The organism is Bacilliculturomica massiliensis, from assembly GCF_900605495.1.
Classification (GTDB): Bacteria; Bacillota; Clostridia; order Peptostreptococcales; family Anaerovoracaceae; genus Bacilliculturomica; species Bacilliculturomica massiliensis.
The window spans coordinates 885778-909072 of sequence record NZ_LR027603.1; the positions used below are offsets into that span (position 1 = coordinate 885778).

Annotated in this window: 22 protein-coding genes; 18 read left to right on the forward strand and 4 right to left on the reverse strand. The window is 55.6% G+C overall.

The genetic code is table 11. The annotated features are described in order from the left end of the window. The first annotated feature begins 82 nt into the window (after positions 1 to 82). The 6 genes from E0E37_RS13460 to rpe all read left to right on the forward strand — a co-directional run bounded on the left by E0E37_RS13460 (position 83) and on the right by rpe (position 6381). Complete coding sequence (locus E0E37_RS13460; RefSeq protein WP_130863517.1) at positions 83 to 781, forward strand: zinc metallopeptidase; 699 nt, start codon at positions 83 to 85, stop codon at positions 779 to 781. After that, a complete protein-coding gene (rsmB, locus tag E0E37_RS13465; protein WP_130863518.1) occupies positions 782 to 2068 on the forward strand; it encodes a 16S rRNA (cytosine(967)-C(5))-methyltransferase RsmB in 1287 nt (428 codons plus the stop codon). Between the two features lie 12 nt (positions 2069 to 2080). Continuing rightward, the gene (locus tag E0E37_RS13470; protein WP_130863519.1) at positions 2081 to 2812 is read left to right on the forward strand and encodes a Stp1/IreP family PP2C-type Ser/Thr phosphatase; all 732 of its coding nucleotides are present in this window, start codon (positions 2081 to 2083) and stop codon (positions 2810 to 2812) included. Between the two features lie 80 nt (positions 2813 to 2892). Beyond that, positions 2893 to 4821 (forward strand): Stk1 family PASTA domain-containing Ser/Thr kinase, encoded by a 1929-nt coding sequence (gene pknB, locus E0E37_RS13475; protein ID WP_130863520.1) that lies wholly within the window; start codon positions 2893 to 2895, stop codon positions 4819 to 4821. Further along, positions 4821 to 5699, forward strand: coding sequence for a ribosome small subunit-dependent GTPase A (gene rsgA, locus E0E37_RS13480; protein ID WP_130863521.1), 879 nt, complete (start codon positions 4821 to 4823; stop codon positions 5697 to 5699). The genes pknB and rsgA overlap by 1 nt, the downstream gene beginning before the upstream one ends. Positions 5700 to 5730: 31 nt before the next feature. Further along, a complete protein-coding gene (rpe, locus tag E0E37_RS13485; protein WP_130863522.1) occupies positions 5731 to 6381 on the forward strand; it encodes a ribulose-phosphate 3-epimerase in 651 nt (216 codons plus the stop codon). A gap of 302 nt (positions 6382 to 6683) precedes the next feature. On the opposite strand, the gene rpsT is transcribed toward rpe, so the two are convergent. Continuing rightward, on the reverse strand, positions 6684 to 6956 hold the full coding sequence (gene rpsT, locus E0E37_RS13490) for a 30S ribosomal protein S20 (RefSeq protein WP_130863523.1): 273 nt from the start codon (positions 6954 to 6956) through the stop codon (positions 6684 to 6686). A gap of 166 nt (positions 6957 to 7122) precedes the next feature. Here rpsT and gpr point away from each other — a divergent pair, with 166 nt between their 5' ends. From gpr to E0E37_RS13535, 9 genes are all read left to right on the forward strand, one after another. After that, complete coding sequence (gpr, locus tag E0E37_RS13495; RefSeq protein ID WP_130863524.1) at positions 7123 to 8010, forward strand: GPR endopeptidase; 888 nt, start codon at positions 7123 to 7125, stop codon at positions 8008 to 8010. A 61-nt stretch (positions 8011 to 8071) separates the two neighbouring features. After that, positions 8072 to 9217, forward strand: a complete 1146-nt coding sequence (spoIIP, locus tag E0E37_RS13500; protein ID WP_130863525.1) for a stage II sporulation protein P — start codon at positions 8072 to 8074, stop codon at positions 9215 to 9217. Positions 9218 to 9313: 96 nt separating this feature from the next. After that, complete coding sequence (locus tag E0E37_RS13505; protein WP_130863526.1) at positions 9314 to 9658, forward strand: hypothetical protein; 345 nt, start codon at positions 9314 to 9316, stop codon at positions 9656 to 9658. Positions 9659 to 9745: 87 nt separating this feature from the next. Further along, a complete protein-coding gene (gene lepA, locus E0E37_RS13510; RefSeq protein ID WP_130863527.1) occupies positions 9746 to 11557 on the forward strand; it encodes a translation elongation factor 4 in 1812 nt (603 codons plus the stop codon). Continuing rightward, entirely contained in the window at positions 11541 to 12836 is a 1296-nt protein-coding gene (hemW, locus tag E0E37_RS13515) for a radical SAM family heme chaperone HemW (RefSeq protein ID WP_130863528.1), read from the forward strand. Before lepA ends, hemW begins: the two co-directional genes overlap by 17 nt. 1 nt (position 12837) lies before the next feature. Further along, positions 12838 to 14352: a glycerol kinase GlpK gene (glpK, locus tag E0E37_RS13520; RefSeq protein WP_130864478.1), complete on the forward strand. Its 1515-nt coding sequence runs from the start codon at positions 12838 to 12840 to the stop codon at positions 14350 to 14352. 175 nt (positions 14353 to 14527) lie between these two features. Then, on the forward strand, positions 14528 to 14932 hold the full coding sequence (locus E0E37_RS13525) for a cyclic nucleotide-binding domain-containing protein (protein WP_130863529.1): 405 nt from the start codon (positions 14528 to 14530) through the stop codon (positions 14930 to 14932). Positions 14933 to 14944: 12 nt separating this feature from the next. Beyond that, positions 14945 to 15886, forward strand: a complete 942-nt coding sequence (locus tag E0E37_RS13530; protein ID WP_130863530.1) for a cation diffusion facilitator family transporter — start codon at positions 14945 to 14947, stop codon at positions 15884 to 15886. Between the two features lie 338 nt (positions 15887 to 16224). After that, a complete protein-coding gene (locus tag E0E37_RS13535; protein WP_165445362.1) occupies positions 16225 to 17175 on the forward strand; it encodes an ROK family protein in 951 nt (316 codons plus the stop codon). Positions 17176 to 17891: 716 nt separating this feature from the next. Here the strand turns inward: E0E37_RS13535 and E0E37_RS13540 are convergent. Together E0E37_RS13540 and E0E37_RS13545 are read right to left on the reverse strand one after the other, a co-directional pair. Then, positions 17892 to 18743, reverse strand: coding sequence for an anti-sigma factor domain-containing protein (locus E0E37_RS13540; protein ID WP_130863532.1), 852 nt, complete (start codon positions 18741 to 18743; stop codon positions 17892 to 17894). After that, complete coding sequence (locus E0E37_RS13545; RefSeq protein ID WP_130863533.1) at positions 18740 to 19504, reverse strand: sigma-70 family RNA polymerase sigma factor; 765 nt, start codon at positions 19502 to 19504, stop codon at positions 18740 to 18742. Before E0E37_RS13545 ends, E0E37_RS13540 begins: the two co-directional genes overlap by 4 nt. Before the next feature lie 443 nt (positions 19505 to 19947). On the opposite strand from E0E37_RS13545, the gene E0E37_RS13550 reads away from it, so the two are divergent. Next, positions 19948 to 20364 (forward strand): hypothetical protein, encoded by a 417-nt coding sequence (locus E0E37_RS13550; protein WP_130863534.1) that lies wholly within the window; start codon positions 19948 to 19950, stop codon positions 20362 to 20364. A 316-nt stretch (positions 20365 to 20680) separates the two neighbouring features. On the opposite strand, the gene E0E37_RS13555 is transcribed toward E0E37_RS13550, so the two are convergent. Further along, positions 20681 to 21304 (reverse strand): cytidylate kinase-like family protein, encoded by a 624-nt coding sequence (locus E0E37_RS13555; RefSeq protein WP_130863535.1) that lies wholly within the window; start codon positions 21302 to 21304, stop codon positions 20681 to 20683. A gap of 335 nt (positions 21305 to 21639) precedes the next feature. On the opposite strand from E0E37_RS13555, the gene hrcA reads away from it, so the two are divergent. Then, positions 21640 to 22683 carry a heat-inducible transcriptional repressor HrcA gene (gene hrcA / locus E0E37_RS13560; protein WP_130863536.1) on the forward strand — a complete coding sequence of 348 codons (1044 nt, stop codon included), beginning with the start codon at positions 21640 to 21642 and terminating at the stop codon, positions 22681 to 22683. Next, the gene (gene grpE / locus E0E37_RS13565) at positions 22676 to 23281 is read left to right on the forward strand and encodes a nucleotide exchange factor GrpE (RefSeq protein WP_130863537.1); all 606 of its coding nucleotides are present in this window, start codon (positions 22676 to 22678) and stop codon (positions 23279 to 23281) included. Before hrcA ends, grpE begins: the two co-directional genes overlap by 8 nt. The last annotated feature ends 14 nt before the right edge of the window (positions 23282 to 23295 follow it).

The following is a 23295-nucleotide window of genomic DNA, read 5'->3' on the forward strand; positions in this document are numbered from 1 at the left end:
CGCCGCAGACGCGATGCGCGGATTTTACCATGATCAATTACAGAAGACCTGGTGAGGGGGACACCGCAGGGGAGGTATAAATATGTTTTATGGATATGGATATTATAGTTCGATGATATTTTTGCTGCCGGCCATCATACTCACCATGTTTGCCCAGAGCAGGGTGAACTCCGCATACGCTACGTATGCGAGAGTGATGAGCCGCAGAGGTCTGACGGGCGCCCAGGTGGCGCGGATGATACTGGACAGAAACGGGCTCACCGGCGTGACCGTGGAGATGACCCAGGGCAGGCTTTCGGATCACTACGATCCGAGAAAGGGCGTAATGCGGCTCTCGCCGGCAGTCTACAGGGAGGCGTCTATCGCCTCAGCCTGCATCGCAGCCCACGAGTCGGGACATGCCATCCAGCACGGGAGAAGCTATATGCCGCTGATGCTGCGCAACGCGATAGCGCCGTTGGTATCGCTTGTCTCCAATCTGGCCTGGCCGCTTCTGATCGTTGGACTGATGCTGGGGCGTTCCTCTTCGGGAAATGTGGTGTTCGGCATCGGCGTACTGTTCTTTCTGGGAGCGGTGATCTTTCAGCTGATCACGCTGCCGGTGGAGTTCAACGCCAGCAGGCGGGCGCTGGCGCAGCTTTCGGAGATGGAGATCCTGTATCCGGAGGAAAACGAAGGGGCGAAGAAGGTGCTCTCCGCCGCGGCGCTGACCTACGTGGCGGCGCTGGCCATGGCTGTGGCCAATCTGATCCGTATTCTTGCCATGAGAGGGCGTGACTAAGTGGATAAAAACCGCAAGACAGCGTTTTTGGTTCTGAGAGATGTGGAGACGAAGGAATCCTATTCCAATCTGGCTCTGAACCACTATATGGAGGCGGAAAAACCGGATTCTCCCGCCTTTGTGCGGGAGCTGACCTACGGCGTTCTGGAGCGGAAACTGTGGCTGGATCACATGGCCCGTCAGCTTCTGGCAAATCCGAAAGCCCGGCTATCACCGGCGGTCCGGGTCCTTCTGCGGATGGGTATTTACCAGATCGCATTTATGGATTCCGTACCGGATTACGCGGCGGTGGACGGCTGCGTGAGACTGGCCAAAGCATTCTGCAGGGGACGCGAAGGCTTTATCAACGGCGTACTTCGCTCTTACCTGAAAAAAAAGGATGAACTTTCGCTGCCGGAGGAGGGGGAGGACCCTGCGGAATATCTGTCTGTGAGATATTCCTGCGCTCCGTGGATCGTCCGGCTCTGGCTCTCCCAGTACGGCAGGGAGGTCTGCGAGAAGCTGCTGGCGGCGGGAAACGAACGTCCGGAGCTCTCTCTGCGGGCAAACCGTCTGAAGATCACGCCGGAGGTCTTGACGCGGCGGCTGTTGGAAGAGGGAGCTGCGGTGAGTCCTGGAAAAGCGGTGCCGGAGGCGCTGCGCGTGTCCGGCGGGCAGCTTTTGGAAAGCAGTCTCTATCAGGAGGGCGCTTTTTCTGTTCAGGACGAGAGCTCCATGCTGGCGGTGGAAGCGCTGGACCCACAGCCGGGGGAGACTGTGGTGGATGTGTGCGCGGCGCCGGGGGGCAAGAGTCTCTTTGCGGCGGAGCGCATGAGAGACAGCGGAAAAGTTTATTCCCGGGACGTCTATGAGAAGAAGCTCCGGCTGATCCAGGCCGAAGCCAGGCGTCTGGGGATCCATATTATCGAGACAAAACAGTTCGACGGGGAGACCACCGACCGGGAGCTTCTGGGAAAAGCCCACCGGGTCCTGGTGGACGCGCCCTGTTCCGGGCTGGGAGTGATCCGGCGGAAACCGGAGATCAAATACAAGGAGGAGGCAGAAGAGGAAACGCTGCCGGAAAAGCAGCTCAGGATCCTGCAGACAGCCTCGCAGTACGTCCGGCCGGGGGGCGTGCTGGTGTACAGCACGTGTACGGTCAACCGAAGAGAGAACGAGGAGGTCGTCGCTGCGTTTCTCAGCGGGACTGAGGATTTCGCCGTGAAAAGTCAGCGGCAGATCTTTCCCTTCGAGGATGGGCTGGACGGATTTTTTATCTGCAAAATGGAGAAAAAGGGGAGAGAATAGAGGGGATAATCAATGGTGACCGCAGGCTTTAAAACAGATCAGGGAATGAAACGGGGCAACAATGAGGATGCCCTGTTTGTGCTGCCCGAACAAAAGCTTTACATCGTGGCGGACGGAGTGGGCGGTCACAACTCAGGGGAACTGGCCAGCCGCCTGGCCGTGGGAAATATCGCCGAGTACGTGGCGCTGCATCCCATACGGCAGATCACGGACGACAATCGTCTGCGCGATTATTTCACAGACTGTCTATCGGAAGCAAACCGCCTGATCTATGAGAAGGCGCACAGCGATCCGGAAAACGCGGGCATGGCCACCACGACGGTCATCGCCTATCTCAGTGAAAACAATAAGGCCTACATCGTGAATGTGGGCGACAGCAGGGCCTACCTGATCCGCGACAGGCGGATCTTTCAGATCACGGAGGATCACACGTATGTGAATCAGCTTCTGCGGGCCGGAAGCATTACGAAGGAAGAAGCAGAGCATCACCCGAGCAGAAATATGATCACACGGGCAGTGGGGGGAGAACGGAAAGTAGTGCCGGATTTCTTCCAGTTTGAGACGTATCCGGGGGATATGCTCATCCTGTGTACCGACGGTCTGTTCGGAGAACTCACAGATCAGGAGATCTGCGAGACGGCGCTGGCGCGCAAGTCCATGTACGGACTGGCGGGCGAGCTTGTAAAGATGGCAAACGAACGGGGCGGAAAAGACAATGTTTCCGTCATCTGTATTAAAATATAAACGGGTCTGATCAGGACAGCAGTGAAGGAAAATTTGAGGATACTCAGAAAATACGGAGAGAAAGTCACAGGAGGAGTTATATGAGCAGTAGAATACTCGCCGGGAGATATGAGCTGATCGAAAAAGTCGGTGAAGGGGGGATGGCCGTCGTCTATAAGGCGCGGGACCGTCTGCTCAACCGGTTCGTGGCGGTGAAGATCCTCAAGCCGGAATTTACAAAGGATCTGAAGTTCATCGAAAGTTTCCGCAGGGAATCCCAGGCAGCCGCCAGCCTGACCCATCCCAATATCGTGAATGTGTACGACGTGGGCAAAGAGGGAAATATCCACTACATTGTCATGGAGTACATAGAAGGGAAGGTGCTGTCGGATCTCGTCCGGGAAGAGGGGGCCATGGACCCCAGAAAGGCCGTTTCTGTGGCGAAGCAGATCGCTTCCGCCCTGAGTCTGGCCCATAAGAATCACATCATACACAGGGACGTCAAGCCTCACAACATCCTCATGACCGAGGATGGGGTGGCGAAGATAACGGACTTCGGCATCGCCAAGGCCATCAGCAACGCCACCATCGTGGGCAACCAGACGGGAACCATCATGGGGTCCGTCCATTACTTCTCGCCGGAGCAGGCCAGAGGCGGCTATGTGGACGAGAAGTCCGATATCTATTCTCTGGGGATCGTGCTCTACGAGATGCTGACGGGAAAGGTGCCCTTCGACGCGGACAATCCCGTGGCCGTGGCCGTGATGCACATGAACGAGGAAATGGTTCCTCCCTCGCAGATTGTGCCCAGTATTCCTCCGGATGTGGAGGCGATCGTCATGAAGGCCACCAGCAAGTATCAGGTCAACCGCTATAAAAGCGCGGATGAAATGCTGACAGCTCTGAATCTGGCCAATTATCATCCGGCCGTCCGCGGGGGAAGCGAGACGGATGAAACGGCGCTCACAGTGACGCCGGGACAGAAGGTGACGAAGACGGAACCAAAAGAAGGGGTAAAAGAGGATATGGGAAAAGACAAGAAGAAGAAAAAGTTCAGGATCAATAAACTGAAGATGGGGGCCATTATTCTGGCGCTGGTCTGCGCGGTGCCGCTCAGCGGCCTGATCTACGCCGGCATTCAAAATCTCACGGCGCCCAAGGTACTCACCGTACCGGACCTGAGAGGAAAGACGGAGGCGGAAGCCACGGCGGAGCTGGAAGAGATGGGGCTGAAGCTGCAGGTGGATCTGGAGGTCAACAGCGACGAATACGAAGCGGGCCAGATCGTTTCCCAGACGCCCAAGGCGGAAGCCGAGGTGAAGGAAGGCAAGACCATCACCGTCAATATCAGCAAGGGACAGAAGGGAAACAACAGCATTCCGGATATTACGGGAAGCACCATTTCCGACGCGGAATATAAGCTGGAGCAATACGGCTTTGTTCTGGGCAGCACCACGGAGGAGAGCAGCGACCGGCCGAAAGGCATTATTCTGGATCAGAACCCCAAGAGCGGGACGGAGGCGGAGAAAGGCGCGAGAGTCAACGTGACTGTCAGCAGCGGCGAGGACACTTCCGAGATCACCATGCCTAACCTGATCGGATTCGATCTGGACAAGGCCAAGGACGAGATCGTCAAGGCCGGGCTCAAGCTGGGCAGCACGGATAAAGATTACAGCAGCGCATACGCGAAGAATAAGGTCATCGATCAGAGCGTAGCCGGCGGAGCCACCGTGGCCCGGGGTACAGCCATCGATCTCACGATCAGCAAGGGAGCGGCGGGCCAGGTGAACAGCGTGGCCATCGACGTGCCCTTCGACAAAGCCAAGAATGATATTTTCAATATGTCTGTCATCGTTTCACTGGAAAACGGACAGGTAAGCACGCCCATCAGCAGCGAGACCAGATATAAGGAAGACGGGTCAGAGATCCTCAGCGTGTCCGGCAGCGGCAAGGGCACGGTGCAGATCTGGTTCGACAACGAGCTGGTCCTTCAGTATACGATAGACTTTGACAGCGGGGAAGTAAAATAATGGAAGGAACCATCGTAAAAGGCATCGGAGGCTTTTACTATGTGAAGACGGATGTAGGCTCTGTGCATGAGTGCAGAGCCAGAGGCATCTTTCGAAAAGACGGCGTGACCCCCTGTGTGGGGGACCGGGTGAAGATGACGCTCCGGGAGGAAGACGGGGAGGAAAAGGGCGTGGTCGACGAGATCCTGCCCCGCAGAAACGCCTTTATCCGCCCTCCAGTGACCAACGTGGACTGCTTCGTCATCGTCACTGCGGCTGCAAAACCTGAACCCAATCTGCTGGTACTGGACCAGTTCCTTGTCATGGCGGAAGAGCAGCGGACAGAGGTGGTGCTCTGTCTCAACAAGACTGATCTGGCCAAAAAAGATAAACTGGCGGAATTGAAAGAGATCTACGAAAAACTTTATCCTGTCTACCTGGTCAGCGGCAGATCGGGCGACGGGGTGGAAGAACTGAAAACAGCCCTCTACGGCAGGCAGGCGGCGCTGGCCGGACCTTCCGGCGTGGGAAAATCCACGCTCCTGAACCGTATTCTGGGCGGGACCCGCATGGAGACAGGGGAGATCAGCAGAAAGACCAGCCGGGGAAAGCACACCACGCGGCACGCGGAACTGTTTCCGGTGGAAGGAGGCGGCATGCTGTTTGACACGCCGGGGTTTACGTCCTTTGACGTGCTGGAGGCGGAGGAGGAAGAGCTGGCCTATCTGTTTCCTGAGATGGAGCCTTATGCGGGGCAGTGCCGCTACGACAACTGCAGACATCTGAAAGAGCCGGACTGCGCCGTGCGCCAGGCGCTGGCGGAGGGGAAGATCCATCCCTCCCGCTATGCCTCCTACGAGGAGTTTATCCGCATGATCCGGAGTAAGAAGAAGTGGTGAAACGGACTGAGAAAACGGAGGAATGGAAGAGATGAACAGATTAGCGCCGTCGATCTTATCGGCGGATTTTTCCCGGCTGGGAGAAGAAGTCAAGACTATTGAAGAGGCAGGAGCTCACGTGATCCACGTAGATGTGATGGACGGACATTTCGTGCCGAATATCTCCTATGGGGCCACGGTGATGAAAAGTCTGCTGGGAAAGACGGGACTTCCCTTTGACGTCCACCTGATGATCGAAAACGCCGACCGGTATATCGAATCCTTCGTGACTGAGAACACGGAGTACATAACGGTCCATGCGGAGGCCTGCGTCCACCTGCACCGGACGATCCAGCTGATCAGATCTTTCGGCGTAAAAGCCGGGGTTGCGCTGAACCCCGCTACTCCGCCGTCGGTTCTGGAATATGTTCTGGAGGATCTGGACATGGCGCTGGTCATGTCTGTGAACCCGGGGTTCGGCGGACAGAAGTTTATTCCCTCTGCAATGGACAAGCTGAGGACCCTGGCTGCCATGAAGGCGGAGAGAAACCCGCGCATGGTCATCGAGGTGGACGGCGGAGTCAGTCTGCAGAATGTTTCCCAGTTGACGGAGGCGGGAGCGGATCTCATCGTAGCCGGTTCCTCCGTATTCGGGGCCCCGGATATTTCCGCGAGAGTGAAGGAATTCCTGGCGCTGATGTAGACCTGGGATGAGAGGAAAAGAGAAGAACGAACGGAACGGAACAGAGCGCGTCCCTGGCGCGCGCACAGCGGCAGACCGGTCAGCGGCCGGTAAGGCCGCTGTTTTTTTTGTGTTTCCGCCTGTTTTCCAATGACGGGGGCAGGGCGTTTGCCGGAAATTGAGTCCTTCCGGCGTATGCCTGCCCGCCAAAACAAGATCGGCGCAAATCGGCGCAACAAAAAAACCAGGGAGACACATCCTGGTTTTTCGCGCTATACAGCTTGTGTGCATTTAACTTATGCACGGTGTGGGGACGGGTGAGATTATTCTGCCTTCTTCGCTTTGTTGTAAGCTCTGTTCATTCTGGAAACCTTTCTGGAAGCCATATTCTTATGAATAGTCTTCTTGGCCGCAGCCTGATTCAGTTTCTTTTCCGCCAGAGCCAGCTTCTCAGCCGCAGTGTTCAGATCGCCGGCAGCGATAGCCTTATCAAAATTCTTGATAATACCCTTCAGATGACCTTTAACTCTTCTGTTGGCAGCCGTTTTCTTTGCGATAACACTGATTCTTTTCTTTGCAGATTTAATGTTTGCCATATTGTTTCACCCCACTTTCGTAAAATATCGCAATTTGAAGTATATACGAATAGATTGAAAATTGCAAGGGAAAAATACGACTGAATGAAAAAAACAGCGAAAAACATGCGGCGGCGGGGCGTTGCGGCCCTTTGGAAGCCGTATTTGAGGAGAGGATGAAGGAAACATGATTCGCAGAACGGATTTGGCCATAGAAAATAAGGAGATGTTTGAAGAGGGAAACGGGGAGGGCAGTCAGATCCCCGGCGTCAATGTCAAGGCGGAACGGTACGGAGACGATGTGACCGTGACCAGGATCACCATCGAGGACGAGAGAGGAAGCGCCATCATGAATAAACCGCAGGGCAGATATATTACTGTGGAGATCAAAGGTGGAGTGAACGGGTCGGAGGAGATCAAGGAGATGGCGGCCAGGGCGGTGGCGGCGGAACTGACGGCGCTGATCCCGTTTCACCACTATCTGAAAGTGCTGGTGGTAGGACTGGGAAATGAGAAGGTGACGCCGGACTCGCTGGGGCCCCACACGGTGTCCAAGATCCGCGTGACCAGACATCTGTTTCTCCACTATGAGGTGGAAGGGGACGACGACCAGGCCAACGTCAGCGCCTTGAATCCGGGCGTCATGGCGTCTACCGGCATGGAATCCGGAGATCTGATCTACGGGGCGGCGGAGATCACCGATCCGGAGGTGATACTGGTGATCGACTCTCTGGCGGCCAGAAGCATTGAGAGGATCAACACCACCATCCAGATCACCGACACAGGCATATCGCCGGGAGCGGGGATGGGAAATCACCGCAAGGTGCTGACTTCTGAATCCATGGGCAGAAAAGTAGTAGCCGTGGGAGTGCCCACCGTCATCGACGCAGGGTCCATGGTGCTGGATTCTCTGGCCGATTATCTGTCGGACGCGGACAGAGCGGAGGATTATATTCAGCAGGCAAAACTGGACATGATCGTTACGCCCACAGACATCGACGAAGTGATCCACGATTTTTCGGAGATAATTGCTTCTGCCATAAATATTGCGCTGCATCCGGGCATATACTCTTAAAGGAACGGCCCGGAGACCGCCTTTGGCTGACAAAGGCGGCCAAGGGCAAGGAGGACAAAGCATGAGACGAAAATCACACAATCACCTGATCCTGATGTCGGTTCTTTTTTGGGTACTTCTGGCGGGCGGATTTCTGGCCTGGCTGTCCCAGGGAAGCGCGTCGGCCGATGGGCAGGAGACACAGGCGGAACAGCTGGTGGCGCAGCAGTGCATCGAAAATGCATTCCCCGTTATTTCAAGGGGCAGCGACGCCAGAGAAACGTCGGCAGAGCCGGCGGAGGGTTCCGCAGGTCTCTCAGAGGATCAGGGGACGGCAGAGGGCGGCGGGGCCGGTCCGGCAGCCAGAGAGCCGGAGGGACAGCCCGGCATTTTGAAAGCCATGATCGACCGGACTTTTCCTTTTATCGGAGGGGAGAGCGAAGAGCCCGGGCTCTCCGCGAATGCGGGAACGCAGCCGGGGGGAGAGACAGCGAAGGACGAAACGCAGACACAGGAAGAGAAAGACGGCGCGGATGCGGCAGGCGCGGAAAAGGAGCTTCAAGCCGCCGCTGAGCAGGAAAAACCAAAAGAAGTGCCGGTATTAGATACGGAAGAAAGCAAAAAACCGCTGGTATTGATCTACCACACCCATGCCACAGAGTCCTACCAGCCTGTCACCGAGGGAAATTTCCACTCGATCGGGGAGGATGGCACGGTACGGGAGGTGGGAAACGAACTGACGAAGGCCCTTGAAGCGAAGGGGATCCCCGTGATCCATGACAAAACGATCCACGACAATCCATCCTACAACCAATCCTATGACCGGTCCATACAGACGGCGAAAAATTATCTGGCGAAAAATCCCTCCATCAAGATCGTCATAGACCTTCACAGGGACGCCGCCAGCTACAGCGGAAACGTGGGCAAGACCGTCAACGTGAACGGGAACAAGGCGGCGACCTATAGCCTGGTCATCGGGAAGGGGAACGCCAACGTGGAAAAACTTCATCTGTTTGCCAACCGGATCAACGCGGAGGCGGATAAGCTGTATCCCGGCATGGCGGGAAAGATCATCGAGAAGCAATACCGGTTCAATCAGTACATATGCGATCAGGCCATGCTTCTGGAGGTGGGAAACAATGAAAATACCATCGATCAGGTGAAGCTGACCGGCAAATATTTCGCAGATATTATCGAGGCGTACTTGAAAGATTATCCGCCCCAATAGCGACAGCGGCGGAGCAGCGGGATGCGCCCCGATAGACAGGCAATAAAACGGCCCATTCAACGGACAAAACAAAAGATAAGGGATACAGGTGATCGGATGAGCGGAGGACAAAAACTGCTGCTGTTTCTGCTGGTGTTTGCGGGGACGGCCGGAGTGCTGAAAGTAGATCAGGCTTACAGTGATATGATGGATCAGGAAGGAATGCTGGGGCTTTCCGTCCGCCGTGTGGACGAGGAAAACCTGCGGGTCTCCGTCTTTGGGAGAACGGAGGAGATCAACGCGGCGGAAGTGGCGGAAAGCTGGAAGGACGTCCAGGAAAACGTGACGGCAGCGCTGGATTCGGCGGCTTCCGGAGTGAGGGAACTGCTGGGCATTTCCGGAGAGGAGAGCGGGGAAGAGGAACCTCTGCAGCGGGTAGTTTTTCCCGTGCAAACCTTGTAAAGGAAACAAAAATTATGGTATACTAATAGGGTTAACGGGGCGGATTCAGCCGTCCCGAGGACCCTATCTCACTTTTTTGGAGGGAATATGAATTCATATCAGCAATATATCAGGAATTTCAGCATTATCGCTCACATCGACCACGGCAAGTCCACGCTGGCGGACCGTCTTCTGGAGAAGACAGGATCCGTGGCCACCAGGGACATGAAAGAACAGTTTCTGGACAATATGGAGCTTGAGCGGGAGCGGGGCATCACCATCAAGCTGCAGACCACACGGCTGGTCTACAAGGCGAAGGACGGTCACGAATATATACTGAATCTCATCGACACGCCGGGACATGTGGACTTCAACTATGAGGTCTCCCGCAGCCTGGCCGCCTGTGAGGGCGCGATCCTGGTGGTGGACGCCACCCAGGGGGTGGAGGCCCAGACTCTGGCCAACGTGTATCTGGCTCTGGATGAAAATCTGGAGATCGTGCCGGTCATCAACAAGATGGACCTGGCCAGCGCCAGGCCGGACGAGGCCAAGGAGGAGATCGAGGACGTGATCGGCATCGACGCGTCGGACGCGCCGCTGATCTCGGCAAAGGAAGGACTGAACATCGAGGACGTGCTGGAAGCCGTGGTGGCCAAGGTCCCGGCGCCTAAGGGGCAGGAAGACGGCAAACTGAAGGCTTTGATCTTTGATTCTTATTACGACAATTACAAAGGCGTGGTCATTTACGCCCGGATATTCGACGGCTCCGTGAAAAAAGGGGACGTGATCCGGCTGATGAACACCAAAAAGAAGTATGAGGTGACGGAGGTGGGCGTCAACGCTCCCGGGCAGCAGCCCGTGGCCGAACTCTCCACAGGTTCCGTAGGATATATCTGCGCCAGCATCAAACAGGTGTCGGACGCCCGGGTGGGAGACACCATTACCCTGGACAGCGATCCCACGGAGGAGGCTCTGCCCGGTTATAAAAAAGTGCAGCCCATGGTCTACTGCGGCATCTATCCGGCGGAGGGCGAAAAGTATGAGAATGTGAAGGACGCCCTGGAAAAACTGCAGGTCAACGACGCGGCGTTTCTCTTTGAACCGGAGACGTCCACGGCGCTGGGCTTCGGTTTCCGCTGCGGTTTTCTGGGACTGCTGCACATGGAGATCATCGTGGAGCGGCTGGAACGGGAGTTCGATCTGGGCATCATCACCACATCCCCCAGCGTGATCTACAGAGTCGTCATGAAGGATCAGTCTGAGCAGATGATCCAGAATCCATCCAATCTGCCGGACATTATGGAGATCGATCACATCGAAGAGCCCATGGTCAAGGCGGATATCATGCTGCCGAAAGACTACGTGGGAGCGATCATGGAGCTCTGTCAGGAGCGCAGAGGCAGGATGCTTCACATGGAGTACCTGACGGAGACCCGGGTGACGCTGCACTACGATATGCCTCTGAACGAGGTCATCTACGACTTCTTCGACGCGCTCAAGTCAAAGACGAGAGGGTACGGATCGCTGGATTATGAATTTGACCGTTACGAAAAGTCCGATCTGGTAAAAATGGACATCCTGCTGAACAAAGAGCTGGTAGACGCCTTTTCCATGATCGTGCACGAGTCCAAAGCGTACGCCAGAGGCAGGTTCGTCTGTGAAAAGCTGAAGGACATTATACCCAAGCATCAGTTTGAGATCCCCATTCAGGCGTCCGTGGGACAGAAGGTCATCGCCCGGGAAACGGTGCGGGCGTACCGCAAGGACGTGCTGGCCAAGTGTTACGGCGGCGATATCTCCCGAAAGAGAAAGCTGCTGGAGAAGCAGAAAGAAGGAAAGAAGCGCATGCGGCAGTTCGGCAGCGTGGAGGTCCCCCAGGAAGCGTTCACCGCGGTGCTCAAATATGACGACAATAAATAAAGAGCTGTTTTCCGCGGACAAACTGGGGATCTACCTGCATATTCCCTTCTGCGTCCAAAAGTGCGCCTACTGTGATTTTACATCCTTCGGAGGCGCTTCGGAGGAGGAACAGGAGAGATACGTCCGAGGGCTGATCAGGGAGATCCGGGAGTATGGCGCCGGCGGGGAAACAGGACAGGTCCGTGATGAGTCGGGACCGGCCGACGGGAGACCGGAGCCGGCGGGGACTGCGGAGGACGAGGGACCGGCGGGGACTGCGGAGGACGAGGGACCGGCGGGTCCCGGCATCCGCGGGTATCTGGCGGAGAGCGTCTTCTTTGGAGGCGGCACCCCTTCTCTGCTGGAGCCCCACTTAATAGAATCGCTGCTGGCTGAGCTTAAAAATGTGTTTCGCGTGAGCGGAGAGGCGGAGATCACTCTGGAGGCCAATCCGGGAACGCTGTCTGCAGAAAAACTGGCCGCTTACCGGCGCATGGGCATCAATCGCCTGAGCATGGGCGTACAGTCCATGGACGACGGCATCCTGCGGACGCTGGGCCGCATCCACGACAGGAAGACGGTGCTGGAAAACTGGCGGCAGGCCAGAAGCGCCGGGTTTGACAATATCAATCTGGATCTGATGTTCGGCGTGCCGGAGCAGAGACTGGAGGACTGGGAAAAAACGCTTTCGGAGATCCTGGCTCTGGAGCCGGAGCATCTCTCTTTTTACAGCCTGCAGATCGAGGAGGGGACGGAATTTTACCGCCGGTTCTGCAGCGGGAGTCTCTCGCAGATCCCGGAGGAGCTGGACCGCAGAATGTACCATACAGCGCTGGAGGAGCTGGAAAAGCGGGGATATCATCACTATGAGATATCCAACGCCGCGAAGCCCGGCTTCGAGTGCCGCCACAATCTGAAATACTGGTCCATGGAGGACTATCTCGGGCTGGGGCTGGCGGCTCACTCCTATATCCGCGGCGTGCGATTCTGCAACACCGGGGACAGAGACGCCTATGAGCGGGGAGACCGGCTGGAGGAGGTGCATCGAAACGACCGGAGAGATTCCATATCTGATTTTCTTTTTACAGAACTCCGGCTGATCCGCGGCATTTCTCTCAGCGAATTTGAGCTGCGATACGGACAGCCCCTGACTGAACTGTTCGGACCTCAGGTCCGCCGGTTCACGGGGGAAGGGCTGCTTGAGACGGAGGGCGATTTTCTCCGCTTTACAAAAAAAGGACTGGATTTTACCAATACAGTAATGCGGGAGCTGATGACAGCAGGAGGCGCGCATGAATAAGATGGGTAAGTACATCATGGCACTGGATCAGGGAACCACCAGTTCCCGGTGTATTCTGTTCAACCGCAGGGGCGAGATCGTCACCGTGGCGCAGAAGGAGTTCACACAGCACTATCCGCAGCCCGGCTGGGTGGAACACGACGCCATGGAGATCTGGTCCACTCAGATCGGCGTGGCCCAGGAGGCCATGTACAAGGTGCAGGCGACTTTCCGCGACATCGCGGCCATCGGCATCACCAATCAGAGAGAGACCACTGTGGTCTGGGACAGGGAGACGGGGCTGCCCATTTACAACGCGCTGGTCTGGCAGTGCCGCCGCACGGCGGATTACTGCGACCAGCTGAAAGCTCAGGGGTACGGAGAAATGTTCCGGGAAAAGACGGGACTTCTGATCGACGCATATTTCTCCGCCACGAAGATCCGCTGGATACTGGATCACGTGGAGGGAGCCAGAGAGCGGGCCCGCAGAGGAGAGCTGCTGTTCGGCACGGTGGACACGTGGCTGATCTGGAATCTGACAAAGGGAAGGATCCATGTCACCGACTATTCCAACGCGGCCCGGACCATGCTTTTTGACATCAATAATCTGTGCTGGGATCAGGAGATCCTGAAGCTTTTAGATATCCCGGCGGCCATGCTGCCGCAGCCTGTGCCCTCCAGCCAGATCTACGGCTATACGGACGAGACCATCTTCGGAGGTCCCATCCCCATCGGCGGAGCGGCGGGAGATCAGCAGGCAGCGCTGTTCGGCCAGACCTGCTTTGAGCCGGGAAGCGCGAAAAACACCTATGGGACCGGCTGTTTTCTGCTGATGAACACAGGACAACAGCCCGTTCATTCCAAAAACGGTCTGCTTACTACCATCGCCTGGGGCATCGACGGCAGAGTGGAGTATGCGCTGGAAGGGTCGGTGTTCGTGGCGGGCGCTGCCATTCAGTGGCTGCGGGACGAGATGAAGCTGGTGGAGACCGCCCCCGATTCAGAGTCCATGGCCCGGGAGGTGGAGGATACCAACGGCGTTTATCTGGTCCCCGCCTTCGTGGGGCTGGGGGCTCCTTACTGGGATCCTTATGCCAGAGGAACGGTGGTGGGTCTGACCCGCGGCGCCAACCGAAATCATCTGGTGCGGGCGGCCTTGGAATCCCTGGCGTATCAGACCTGCGACGTGCTTTCCGCCATGGAGGAGGATTCCGGCGTAACGCTTTCCTCGCTGAGAGTGGACGGAGGCGCCTGCGCCAACGATTTTCTCATGCAGTTTCAGTCGGATATCATCGGTGTGCCGGTGAAGCGGCCTGTCTGTATCGAGACCACGGCCCTGGGAGCGGCGTATCTGGCCGGCTTGGCGGCAGGCTACTGGGAGAGCCGGGAGGATATTCTGAAAAACTGGCAGGTAGAACACACTTTTGAGCCCCAAATGGAAGAGAGGCGCAGATCGGAGGCGCTGGCAGGCTGGCACAGGGCAGTGCGCTGCAGCCTGAGCTGGGCGCAGGATCCCGAAGGGGGAGAAGTGCGCTGAGGGCGGAGAACAGCTCTGAGGGCGGAGAACAGCTCTGAGGGCGGAGAGCCGCACAGGGGCAGGAAGGAAGAGCGGGAAGCGGAAAAACGTAGGAACAAGGGGAACAAAGGACAAAGAGTATAGGGGCGGCCCCGGAAGGCCGTGTTTCGAGTGAAAAGGAGAATAGACAGGAAAAATGGAAAAATATCTGGATTTGCTGCTTGCCATGCCCCTGTTTCAGGGGATCGGAAATAAAAAAGATCTGGCCTGGGTAATGAAGTGCGTCGACGGCAACGTAAAAGAATACCGCGCCGGCGAGGTGATCTTCGAAAAAGGGGAGGACGTGTATTTTGAAGGTATGATCGTCTCAGGGATCGCGCAGATGGAGGATGGGGATAAGGTCGTCAATATCGACACGTCAAAGCTGATCCCCATACCTTATGAGAGCGGAAAATCGGTGCAGTCGCCGGGCCGCGTCACGGCGAAGACCGACTGCCGCATCCTTTTCATGCGCTGGATCCGGCTCATGAAGATATGTAACTTCGAATGCGCGTTTCACAAGCAGCTTTTAAAAAATCTGGAAAATCTCAAGAGTATTTAGGAGGACTTTCCCATGACTGCGCAGGAAGCGCAAAAAAAGCTGAAGAAACAGAAAAAAATAATACAGATCGAAGAGCGGGCGCTGCAGGTATCCATGTGGGGCGGCATCTTTTTCGTTATACTGGAACTGATCGTTGCGATCTTTTCCCAGTCCCAGGCGGTCCTCATGGACACGGCCTTCGATGGGGCGGAGCTGATCACCACAGTGGTCTCGCTCCTCATCGTACCGCTTTTATATAAGCCGCTGACAGAGAAACGTCCCTTCGGCTATTCAGCAGTGGAGACCTGGTTTATCATGATCAAAGGTTTTATGCTGATCGCCATCACGGTGGGACTGGTCACCAACAACATTCAGATCATGCTGTCTGGCGGCCGTCACGTAGATTTTTCACTGGTAGCGTACTTTGAACTGTTTGCGGCTGTGGTCGGCATCTTCGTCACCATGCTGCTGAAAAAATGGAATGAAAAAAGCCAGTCGCCTCTGGTGAGAGCAGAGATCAATTCCTGGGAGATCGACGCCATCGCCAGCGGGGGAATGGGCCTTGCATTTTTGCTTCCCGCGTTCACAGCGGGGACGACTCTGGATCAGGTGAGCCCGTATCTGGATCAGATCGTAGCCATCGTGCTGACGGTGTTCATCCTTCCGCGGCCGGTAAAGATGGTGATAACGGGCATGCGGGAGCTGCTTCTCCTTGCTCCGGAACAGGAAGTAGTTGACCGCATAAAGGAGATATCCTCAGAGGTCATGGCCCGGGAACACTTTCGGGATCAGTTTTCAGAGGCCAGCTACGACATCGTGCGCATGGGCCGAAAATTCTGGGTGGCGATCTATCTGACGCCCAAGAGCGAAGAACTCTCCATCAGAAAATGGTCGGAGATCCAGCAGGCGGTGGAGGATGCGCTGATCGAGGAATTCAACGACGTGTATCTGGAGCTGCTGCCCGAGATCGACTAGCGGGGACGGAGGCGGCGGCCGGGGATCCATCAGAGTCGTGCCGGCGGCCGGCTGGTGGCTGCTGGAGGATCCGCAGAGGGTTATGCCGGCGGCTGGCTCAGGATCCGCAGTGAGCAATGCCGGCGGCTGGCTCAGGATCAACAGTGGGCAATGCCGGCGCTGGTCCGGGATCTACAGGGGCTGTATCGACGGTCTCTGGAGCATCTGCCAAGGTCATGCCAATAGCCGCCTGAAGATCCGATAACATGATCTTTTTCTGGCTACCTTCCGCAAACGGGGACACAATAAAACTGTGGAACTGTGAACGAAAACAATTCAACCGAAAAGAGGAGAGGGTTATGTTAAATGTAGGTTTTGACGTGGGAGGGACGAACATAAAGGTGGGCGTGGTGAACGAAAAAAATCAGATCGTCGCCCAGCGCCGGCAGCCTTTTCCCACAGGCAGATCCTATCAGAAGGTGGCTGCGATCATGGCGGAAATGACAGAGAGCATGGCGGAGGAGTTATCTGTTCCTGCCGCGTCCTTTGGATCTGTGGGCATCGCCATACCTGGGGATCTGGACGCTGCGGGCGAAACGATCATCAATGCTCACAATCTGCACTTTCACAATATACCTATGAAAAGGGAAATGGAAAAGCATTTTCCACGGACTCCGGTTTTCCTGGGAAATGACGCCAATGTGGCGGCGCTGGCGGAGCTGCATGCCGGAGTATTTCAGGGCTGCCGCACCGCTGTGCTCCTTACGCTGGGAACCGGCGTGGGAGGAGGACTGATCCTGAACGGCCGTATGTTCAACGGCGGCATGGAACATGGAGTGGAGCTGGGACACATGATACTGGTCCACGGCGGAGATAGATGCAGCTGCGGCAAAAAAGGCTGTGTGGAGGCTTACTGCGCCGGTACATGGCTGGTGCGTCAGGGACGAAAGGCCATCGTGGAATATCCGCTCAGTCTGATCTATAAGGCGGCCAGGGGGAGCATGGAACGCGTGTCGGCGAAACTGGTCATCGACTGTGCAAAGAAAGGCGACGCGGTCGCTCAGGACATCTTTGACGACTATGTGGAGCACCTCAGCTCAGCTATCACTTCCATCGCGTCGCTTCTGGATCCGGAAGTCATCGCGCTGGGCGGCGGGGTCAGTCTGGCGGGCGATTTTCTTTTCCGACCGCTGAGACGGCAGGTAGAAGAGAAATCCTTCTTCCACTTCGCCCACAAGGTAATGCCGGCCAAACTGGGCAATGAGGCCGGGATCATCGGAGCAGCAAACCTGATCCGAAATCAGGATTAAAAATATGGCCGCCGTTTTTTACGGCGGCTTTGTTTGTGGCTGGCATCGGCGAAGGCTTGTGTTGGACGCGGGCTGGTGTCCGTTGCCGGCTGTGAGTGATGCATCTGGGAACCGGGGACCATACGCGCTGGCGTCCTGGGGCCTTCAGATGTATCCAGGAATTTCTATAAACATTGATGCTTCCCGGCTGGAGGCATCAATGCACGGCACAGGGGTGTATGGTCTCATTGACGCATGGGTGAAAACTGAGATTTTTTACTGAAAACACCGAAAACGGCTGAAAAAATAGGTGAAAAACGATTTTTTCTAAGTTTCTCACCTATTTCCGTGTAATATTCTGGATATTCTCGATCTTTTTCATGATAAAATAGGTGAAAAGGATTTTTTTTTGCACTTTTCACCTATTCGGATCTCTGGAAAGGATCCGGAATTTTTTCAAAGGAATGAAAGGGATATTTTAGAATCTGTTCTTGGCCAAAGTTTTACAAGCGGCTCGGCCGCTCCATGCCCTGGCATGTGCTGCCGGGGCTCCAGGCCGCCAAGTCTGCGGTGCTGGCGGACCCGGGCTGTTAGACTGCGATGCAGGCCGATGCGCATGCAGATCTGCATTGCTGGGGATTCTCCGACGCTCGGCCTGCAGCAGCAGTAAACCCGGGCCGCCCGACCTGCGGTGCGGCGGATCAGCCGTCGCCTGCAGGCTGACAGCCTATGGCGGATCAGTCGTGGTCTCCGCCGTGGGCATGTTTCTGTTCACGCTCCTGGGTGCCGCCATTCTCCGTTTCGGATCGGGAGTCGTGGCCGTGTCCCTGGTGGGAGCTGCCGGCGGCTCCGGAGCCCTGGCTGTTGTGGCCCGAACATTTCTCGATCTCCTGATGGATCTCGCTGATGCTGCAGTGAGCGTATTCTTCGACCTGAGCCTCCGGAAGGACTTCCTGAAGCTGAAGGATCGTCATATATTTACCGGCTGTCAGATGATGGCTGTGGGCGCTTGAAACGGTTTCCTCGCTTACAGGATAGATGTCGACCGTCGCTCGTTCGGTCTCCGGGTACCGGGAGAGCAGCGCGTCGGTGGACTGCTTCAGAACCGAGATCAGATCCTTTTCCTCCGATCGGTTTTTCGCCTGCACGGAGTAGGTGATGTAGGGACTGCTTCGAAGATAGCTTTCCAGCCCGCCGGAAAACAGGGACGTGAGGGCGCGGTCAAGACTGTGGCCGCTTACGGCGCTGTCCTCCACGATCACCTGCGCCTCACGGTTGTAAGCGCGGCAGGAGATGACGCGGTCAAAACGGTTGATCTGCAGCTCGATGGATGGGTTTATATCGAGACTGACCAGTGAGACCGGCGTATTCCAGAGACCATAGCCCACCGATGAGAGGGAGAGGAAGAAGAGCACGCAGGCGGCCGCGGCGAGAGATCGGCGGCCAAATGCCGGCGTCTTTTCGCGGAAAGACACGGTATCCCCTTTTTGCCACTGGGGCAGTGCAGGGAGGGAGATAAATTCTCCGCCGCTTTTCATGATCGTGGCTTTGCCGTTCTTTATTTCAAGTATGATGCCTGTTTTCTTCATCGAGTCACCTCCTCCGCCATTGGCAGGAACGCCTGAATACAGGGGTAGTCCCCCATGCGCAGAACCGCCAGAGTCACTATGTATTTCCGATGTTTTTCTATGGTTTTAACGGACAGGTGGAAATGTTCCGCAAGCTCGTTTTGGGCCAGCCGGCACGTTCCCATCAGTTTTCGCCGGTGGTCTGCGTTTCGGGATATATAGTCAGCGACGGCCACGCACAGCATCCGGGCTTTTTTCTGTTTTGGACAGATGCGCGGAAGGTCGGAAAACACTATGCCGAATGGACTCAGCCGCTCTGAGAATTCGTCGATCTCTTCGCAGAGCTGCCGGCGCTCCCGGTCTCTGTCATATTGAAGGAGGGAGGCGGAGACTTCGACGGGATCCGTCTCCATTTCGCCGCCGTTTGCAGAAAAGGAAAGGGATACGGTATTTTTGGCGGTTTTGCGCGCTTCATCGATCAGACGGTTGCGGATGCAGGTGCGGGCGAAGGACAGAAAACCGCCTCGGCCCGCCTCATACTGCAGGACGCAGTTGGTGAATACTATCATGGCGATGCTCTGAGCGTCTTCAAATTCAAGGGAAGTCAGCTGAAGGGATGCGGCCTGTTTCTTTATGAACGGAAGGTAATCGGCGATCAACCGGTTCAAAGCGGTCTCGTCGCGCCGGGCCATCTCCACCCGTTTTTCCAGACTGTCTGTTTCAGAATCCTCTGCCGGGACCGCGGGACGGGCCGCCCCCTTTTGCTCACAGGATTCGCACATGGCTCCGCACCTCCTTTCTGATGTAGTATGTTTGACATCGTTTCGCTGTATTTTACCATGTTTCGGCCAACGATGCAAAAGAGCTCCGGCGAAGAATGGATCAGCCGCTCTTGTTTGTCTGTGTCATGTTTTTGGCCGCCGGACGCTTTTTCGTGGGGCGGCGCGCGTTAGTGCAGAAATCGTGTCAGATGTGCCGGATCGCGTCAGGCGGCCAGGCGGCCCCTGATCACATACCAGGCCGATTTGAATAGCTGAAAATTACACGATATTAGAAAGATACGGATCAGGAGCAGTGTTTCATAGGGTGTAAACAAAATAAAAGGGAGGATCCTGCAATTTTTTTTATTTGTGCAAAACCCTACGATATTCCCGGACCTGTTCGTATTCTGATAGCAGATAGATAAAACAAAAGGATTACAATGAAAGAAATGGGGATCGATCAAATGAAATCAAAACGTATTTTATCTGCCGCCGCGGCTGTGACTGCGGCGCTTGTCCTGACCATGACCACCGCTTCCTTTGCCGCCGGCGGCACGACGCCGTCATCTCTGCCTCTCTGCGGCGCGGAGGACTGCAGCGTCAGCGGAACGCACAGCCACAGCGGCGTGTCGTATGCTGGACACTGGATCGGAGACGGACACGACCACAGAGCCTGCATGCTGGGAGACTGCACGCAGGACGGCGCCCATCTGCATGATGGCAGCTGTTATGACGGACACACCGGAGCCGACGGCTCCGCCTGCGGCGGCTGCCATCAGGGGACAGCGAGCAGGAACTGGGTTGCGGGTCAAGGCAGCGGCCACGGAAGTGGTCATGGAAGTGGTCATGGGGGCGGACATCCCCGCGGCGGACACCACTAGAAATTTGGCCGCCGGCATGGCGTAAGGGGCGGATGACCGCCGGCGCGGCCCATAGGACCCCGGCGTGACGAATGGGGCGGACTGGGCGGATGACCGCCGGCGCGGCCCATAGAACTCCGGCGTGGCGAATGGGGCGGACGGGGCAGATCGGACCGCCGTACCGTCCATAGGACCGCCGGAGCTGGAGCCGGAACGGGGATCACCATGCAGCTGAAGACGGGCAACAGGAAAGACGCACCGGGAAGAGAGTTTCCGCGGTGCGTCTTTTGACGTTCAGCCTTGGGAGAGCGCCCGCTCGCCCGGGCGCAGCCTTCGTTTAGGCCTGCTTCAGTTCGATAAATTGATAGATGAGATCCACGGTCTTGTCGATCCCCAGAAAGCTGCTGTCCACCGCCAGATCATAATGGTCGATCTGACCCCATTTTTCACCCACATAATAGTCGTAGTAGGCGGCCCGGCGTTTGTCGGTTTTTTTCATGACGTCCTTCGCCGCTTCTTCCGGAACGCCGTAGGAATGGATGATGCGGTCGAGTTTATCCTCGTCATTGGAATGTATGAAGATATGTACTGCGCCAGGCTCTTTGTCAAGAATGTAGTCCGCACATCGACCGACGATGACGCAGGAGCCTTCTGACGCGACTTTCTTGATCACGTTGGATTGTATGAGGAACAGGCGGTCGTTCATGGGCATGTCGTTCATGGTGGGGATCCGGTTTCCGAAGGTACCCACATTGAAGGCCAGAGAAGACCAGAATGGGTTGGTAGGCTTCTCGTCTGCGTTGGCAAAGAGGTCCTCGTCGATCCCGCTTTCCTTGGCGGCCAGCGTGATCAGCTCCTTGTCGTAAAAGGCAGCGTTCAGCTTTTTCGCCAGTTTCTGGCCGATCTCTCTGCCTCCGCTGCCGAATTCTCTGGCAATAGTCACAATTACTTTTTTATCCATAACGAACATCTCCTTTCGATGCTATAAACTCTCCTTCCGTTCCCGGCTGTTTTTGGGAACAGGCTGCGCCGCCGTCTGTGATAACGGCGTATCTGCCGTCCCCGCGCAAAAAACGGAAAAGAATTTATAGATAATTTTATTTTCCTAATTTTAGAGAGAATTGTCAAGGGAAAAAATGTTCTTCATTTTAAAATAGTATACAAAACATTACAGGACTTTCCGAAAAGTTTTTGAAATGGTATTGACATTCGTATAGGCGGGTGGTAAATTTAAATTGTTGTTAGCACTCATGATTAAAGAGTGCTAACAAAGGGTAAAAGAAAGGAGGCCGGGTAATGAGCTTAAGTGAAAGAAAACTGAAAATACTGCACGCTATCGTGGCCGACTTCATCCATACCGCGGAACCCGTAGGGTCCAGAACGCTGTCAAAGAAATACGATATGGGAATCAGTCCCGCTACCATCCGCAATGAGATGGCGGATCTGGAGGAACTGGGGTATCTGACCCATCCCCATACTTCGGCGGGGCGTGTGCCTTCCGATAAAGCGTATCGGCTGTACGTCGACAATATGATGAGAAATTATGAGCTTCCCGAGCAGGAGAAAGCAGAGATCGCGGTGAAGCTGGCGGCTAACGTGGCGGAGCTGAACCGCACCATCGAACACGCGGCCATGCTGCTGTCGGAGATCACCAGTCTGACCTCTTTTGCCATCACGCCAAAGCAGGATCAGAACAGGCTGAAATACATCAATCTGCTCCCGGTGGATGAGCGCACGGTGGTGCTGATGATCGTGGCGGAGGACGGTAAGGTCTCCAACACGGCTCTGAAGTTGTCCGTTCCTTACACGGAAGAAAATCTGCAGCTGCTGTCGAAGGTCATGACCTACAATTATAAAGGAAAAGCGCTGAGCGATATTCTGACGGTGGACATTATCCGAAACTTCGAGACGGATATTGAAGCCATGAGCAGGCTGGCGGCCAGTATTATGCCGAACTTCATGTCCACGCTGGAGAATATGCTGAATGTGGATCTTTATCTGGAAGGGCTTACAAATATATTTTCCATACCTGAGTATAATGACATTGAACGGGCAAAAATGTTTCTTGAAATGGTGAACCAGAAGAAGCATTTCACGGATGTCCTCGTCAATCGGGAGAATGGAGTCATCATCACCATCGGGGATGAAAATTCGGATGAGATCATGCGGGACTGCAGTCTGGTAACGGCGGATTACCGCATCAACGGCAAGCTGGTGGGTAAGCTGGGCGTTATCGGTCCCACAAGAATGAAGTATGACGAAGTCACTTCGGTGATCAAATACATGACCGAAAATCTGAGCAGTGCATTTCGTTTAACGGGAGGAGAAGAAGATGAGTGATAAGGAGAAGGACGAAGTCCTGAAAGACGGGGCGTCGTCCGGGGATGGGATGAACGGGGATACCGCGGCGGAAAAGGAACAGGAAAAGAAAGCCGATGAAACGGCCGATGCTGCAGATTCCGGAGAGCGGGCGGAGGATCGGGAAGCATCGCAGCCGGAGGAGAAAGAGTCTGAAAAAGAGGATGAGGATCTGAAGAACCAGTATCTTCGGCTGGCGGCGGATTTTCAGAACTACAAACGGCGGACGGAAAAGGAAAAGAGCGACATTTATGCATACGCCAACGAAAAGATCGTGACGGACTTGCTTGATGTGATAGACAACTTTGAGAGGGCCATCGCTCATCAGGGGAACTGCGCCGACGACAGTATGGCGGAAGGGATGAGCATGATCTTCAAGCAGCTGAAGGGGGTACTGGAAAAGAACAAGGTAGAAGAGATCAAAGCACAGGGGGAGGAATTCGATCCGAATTTCCACCACGCCGTTATGACGGAGAATTCCGTAGAGTTCGAGAGCGGCAAAGTGACACAGGTATTGCAGAAGGGATATTTACTTAACGGAAAAGTAATCAGACCGGCTATGGTAAAGGTAGCTGAGTAGTGTATAGAAGGAGG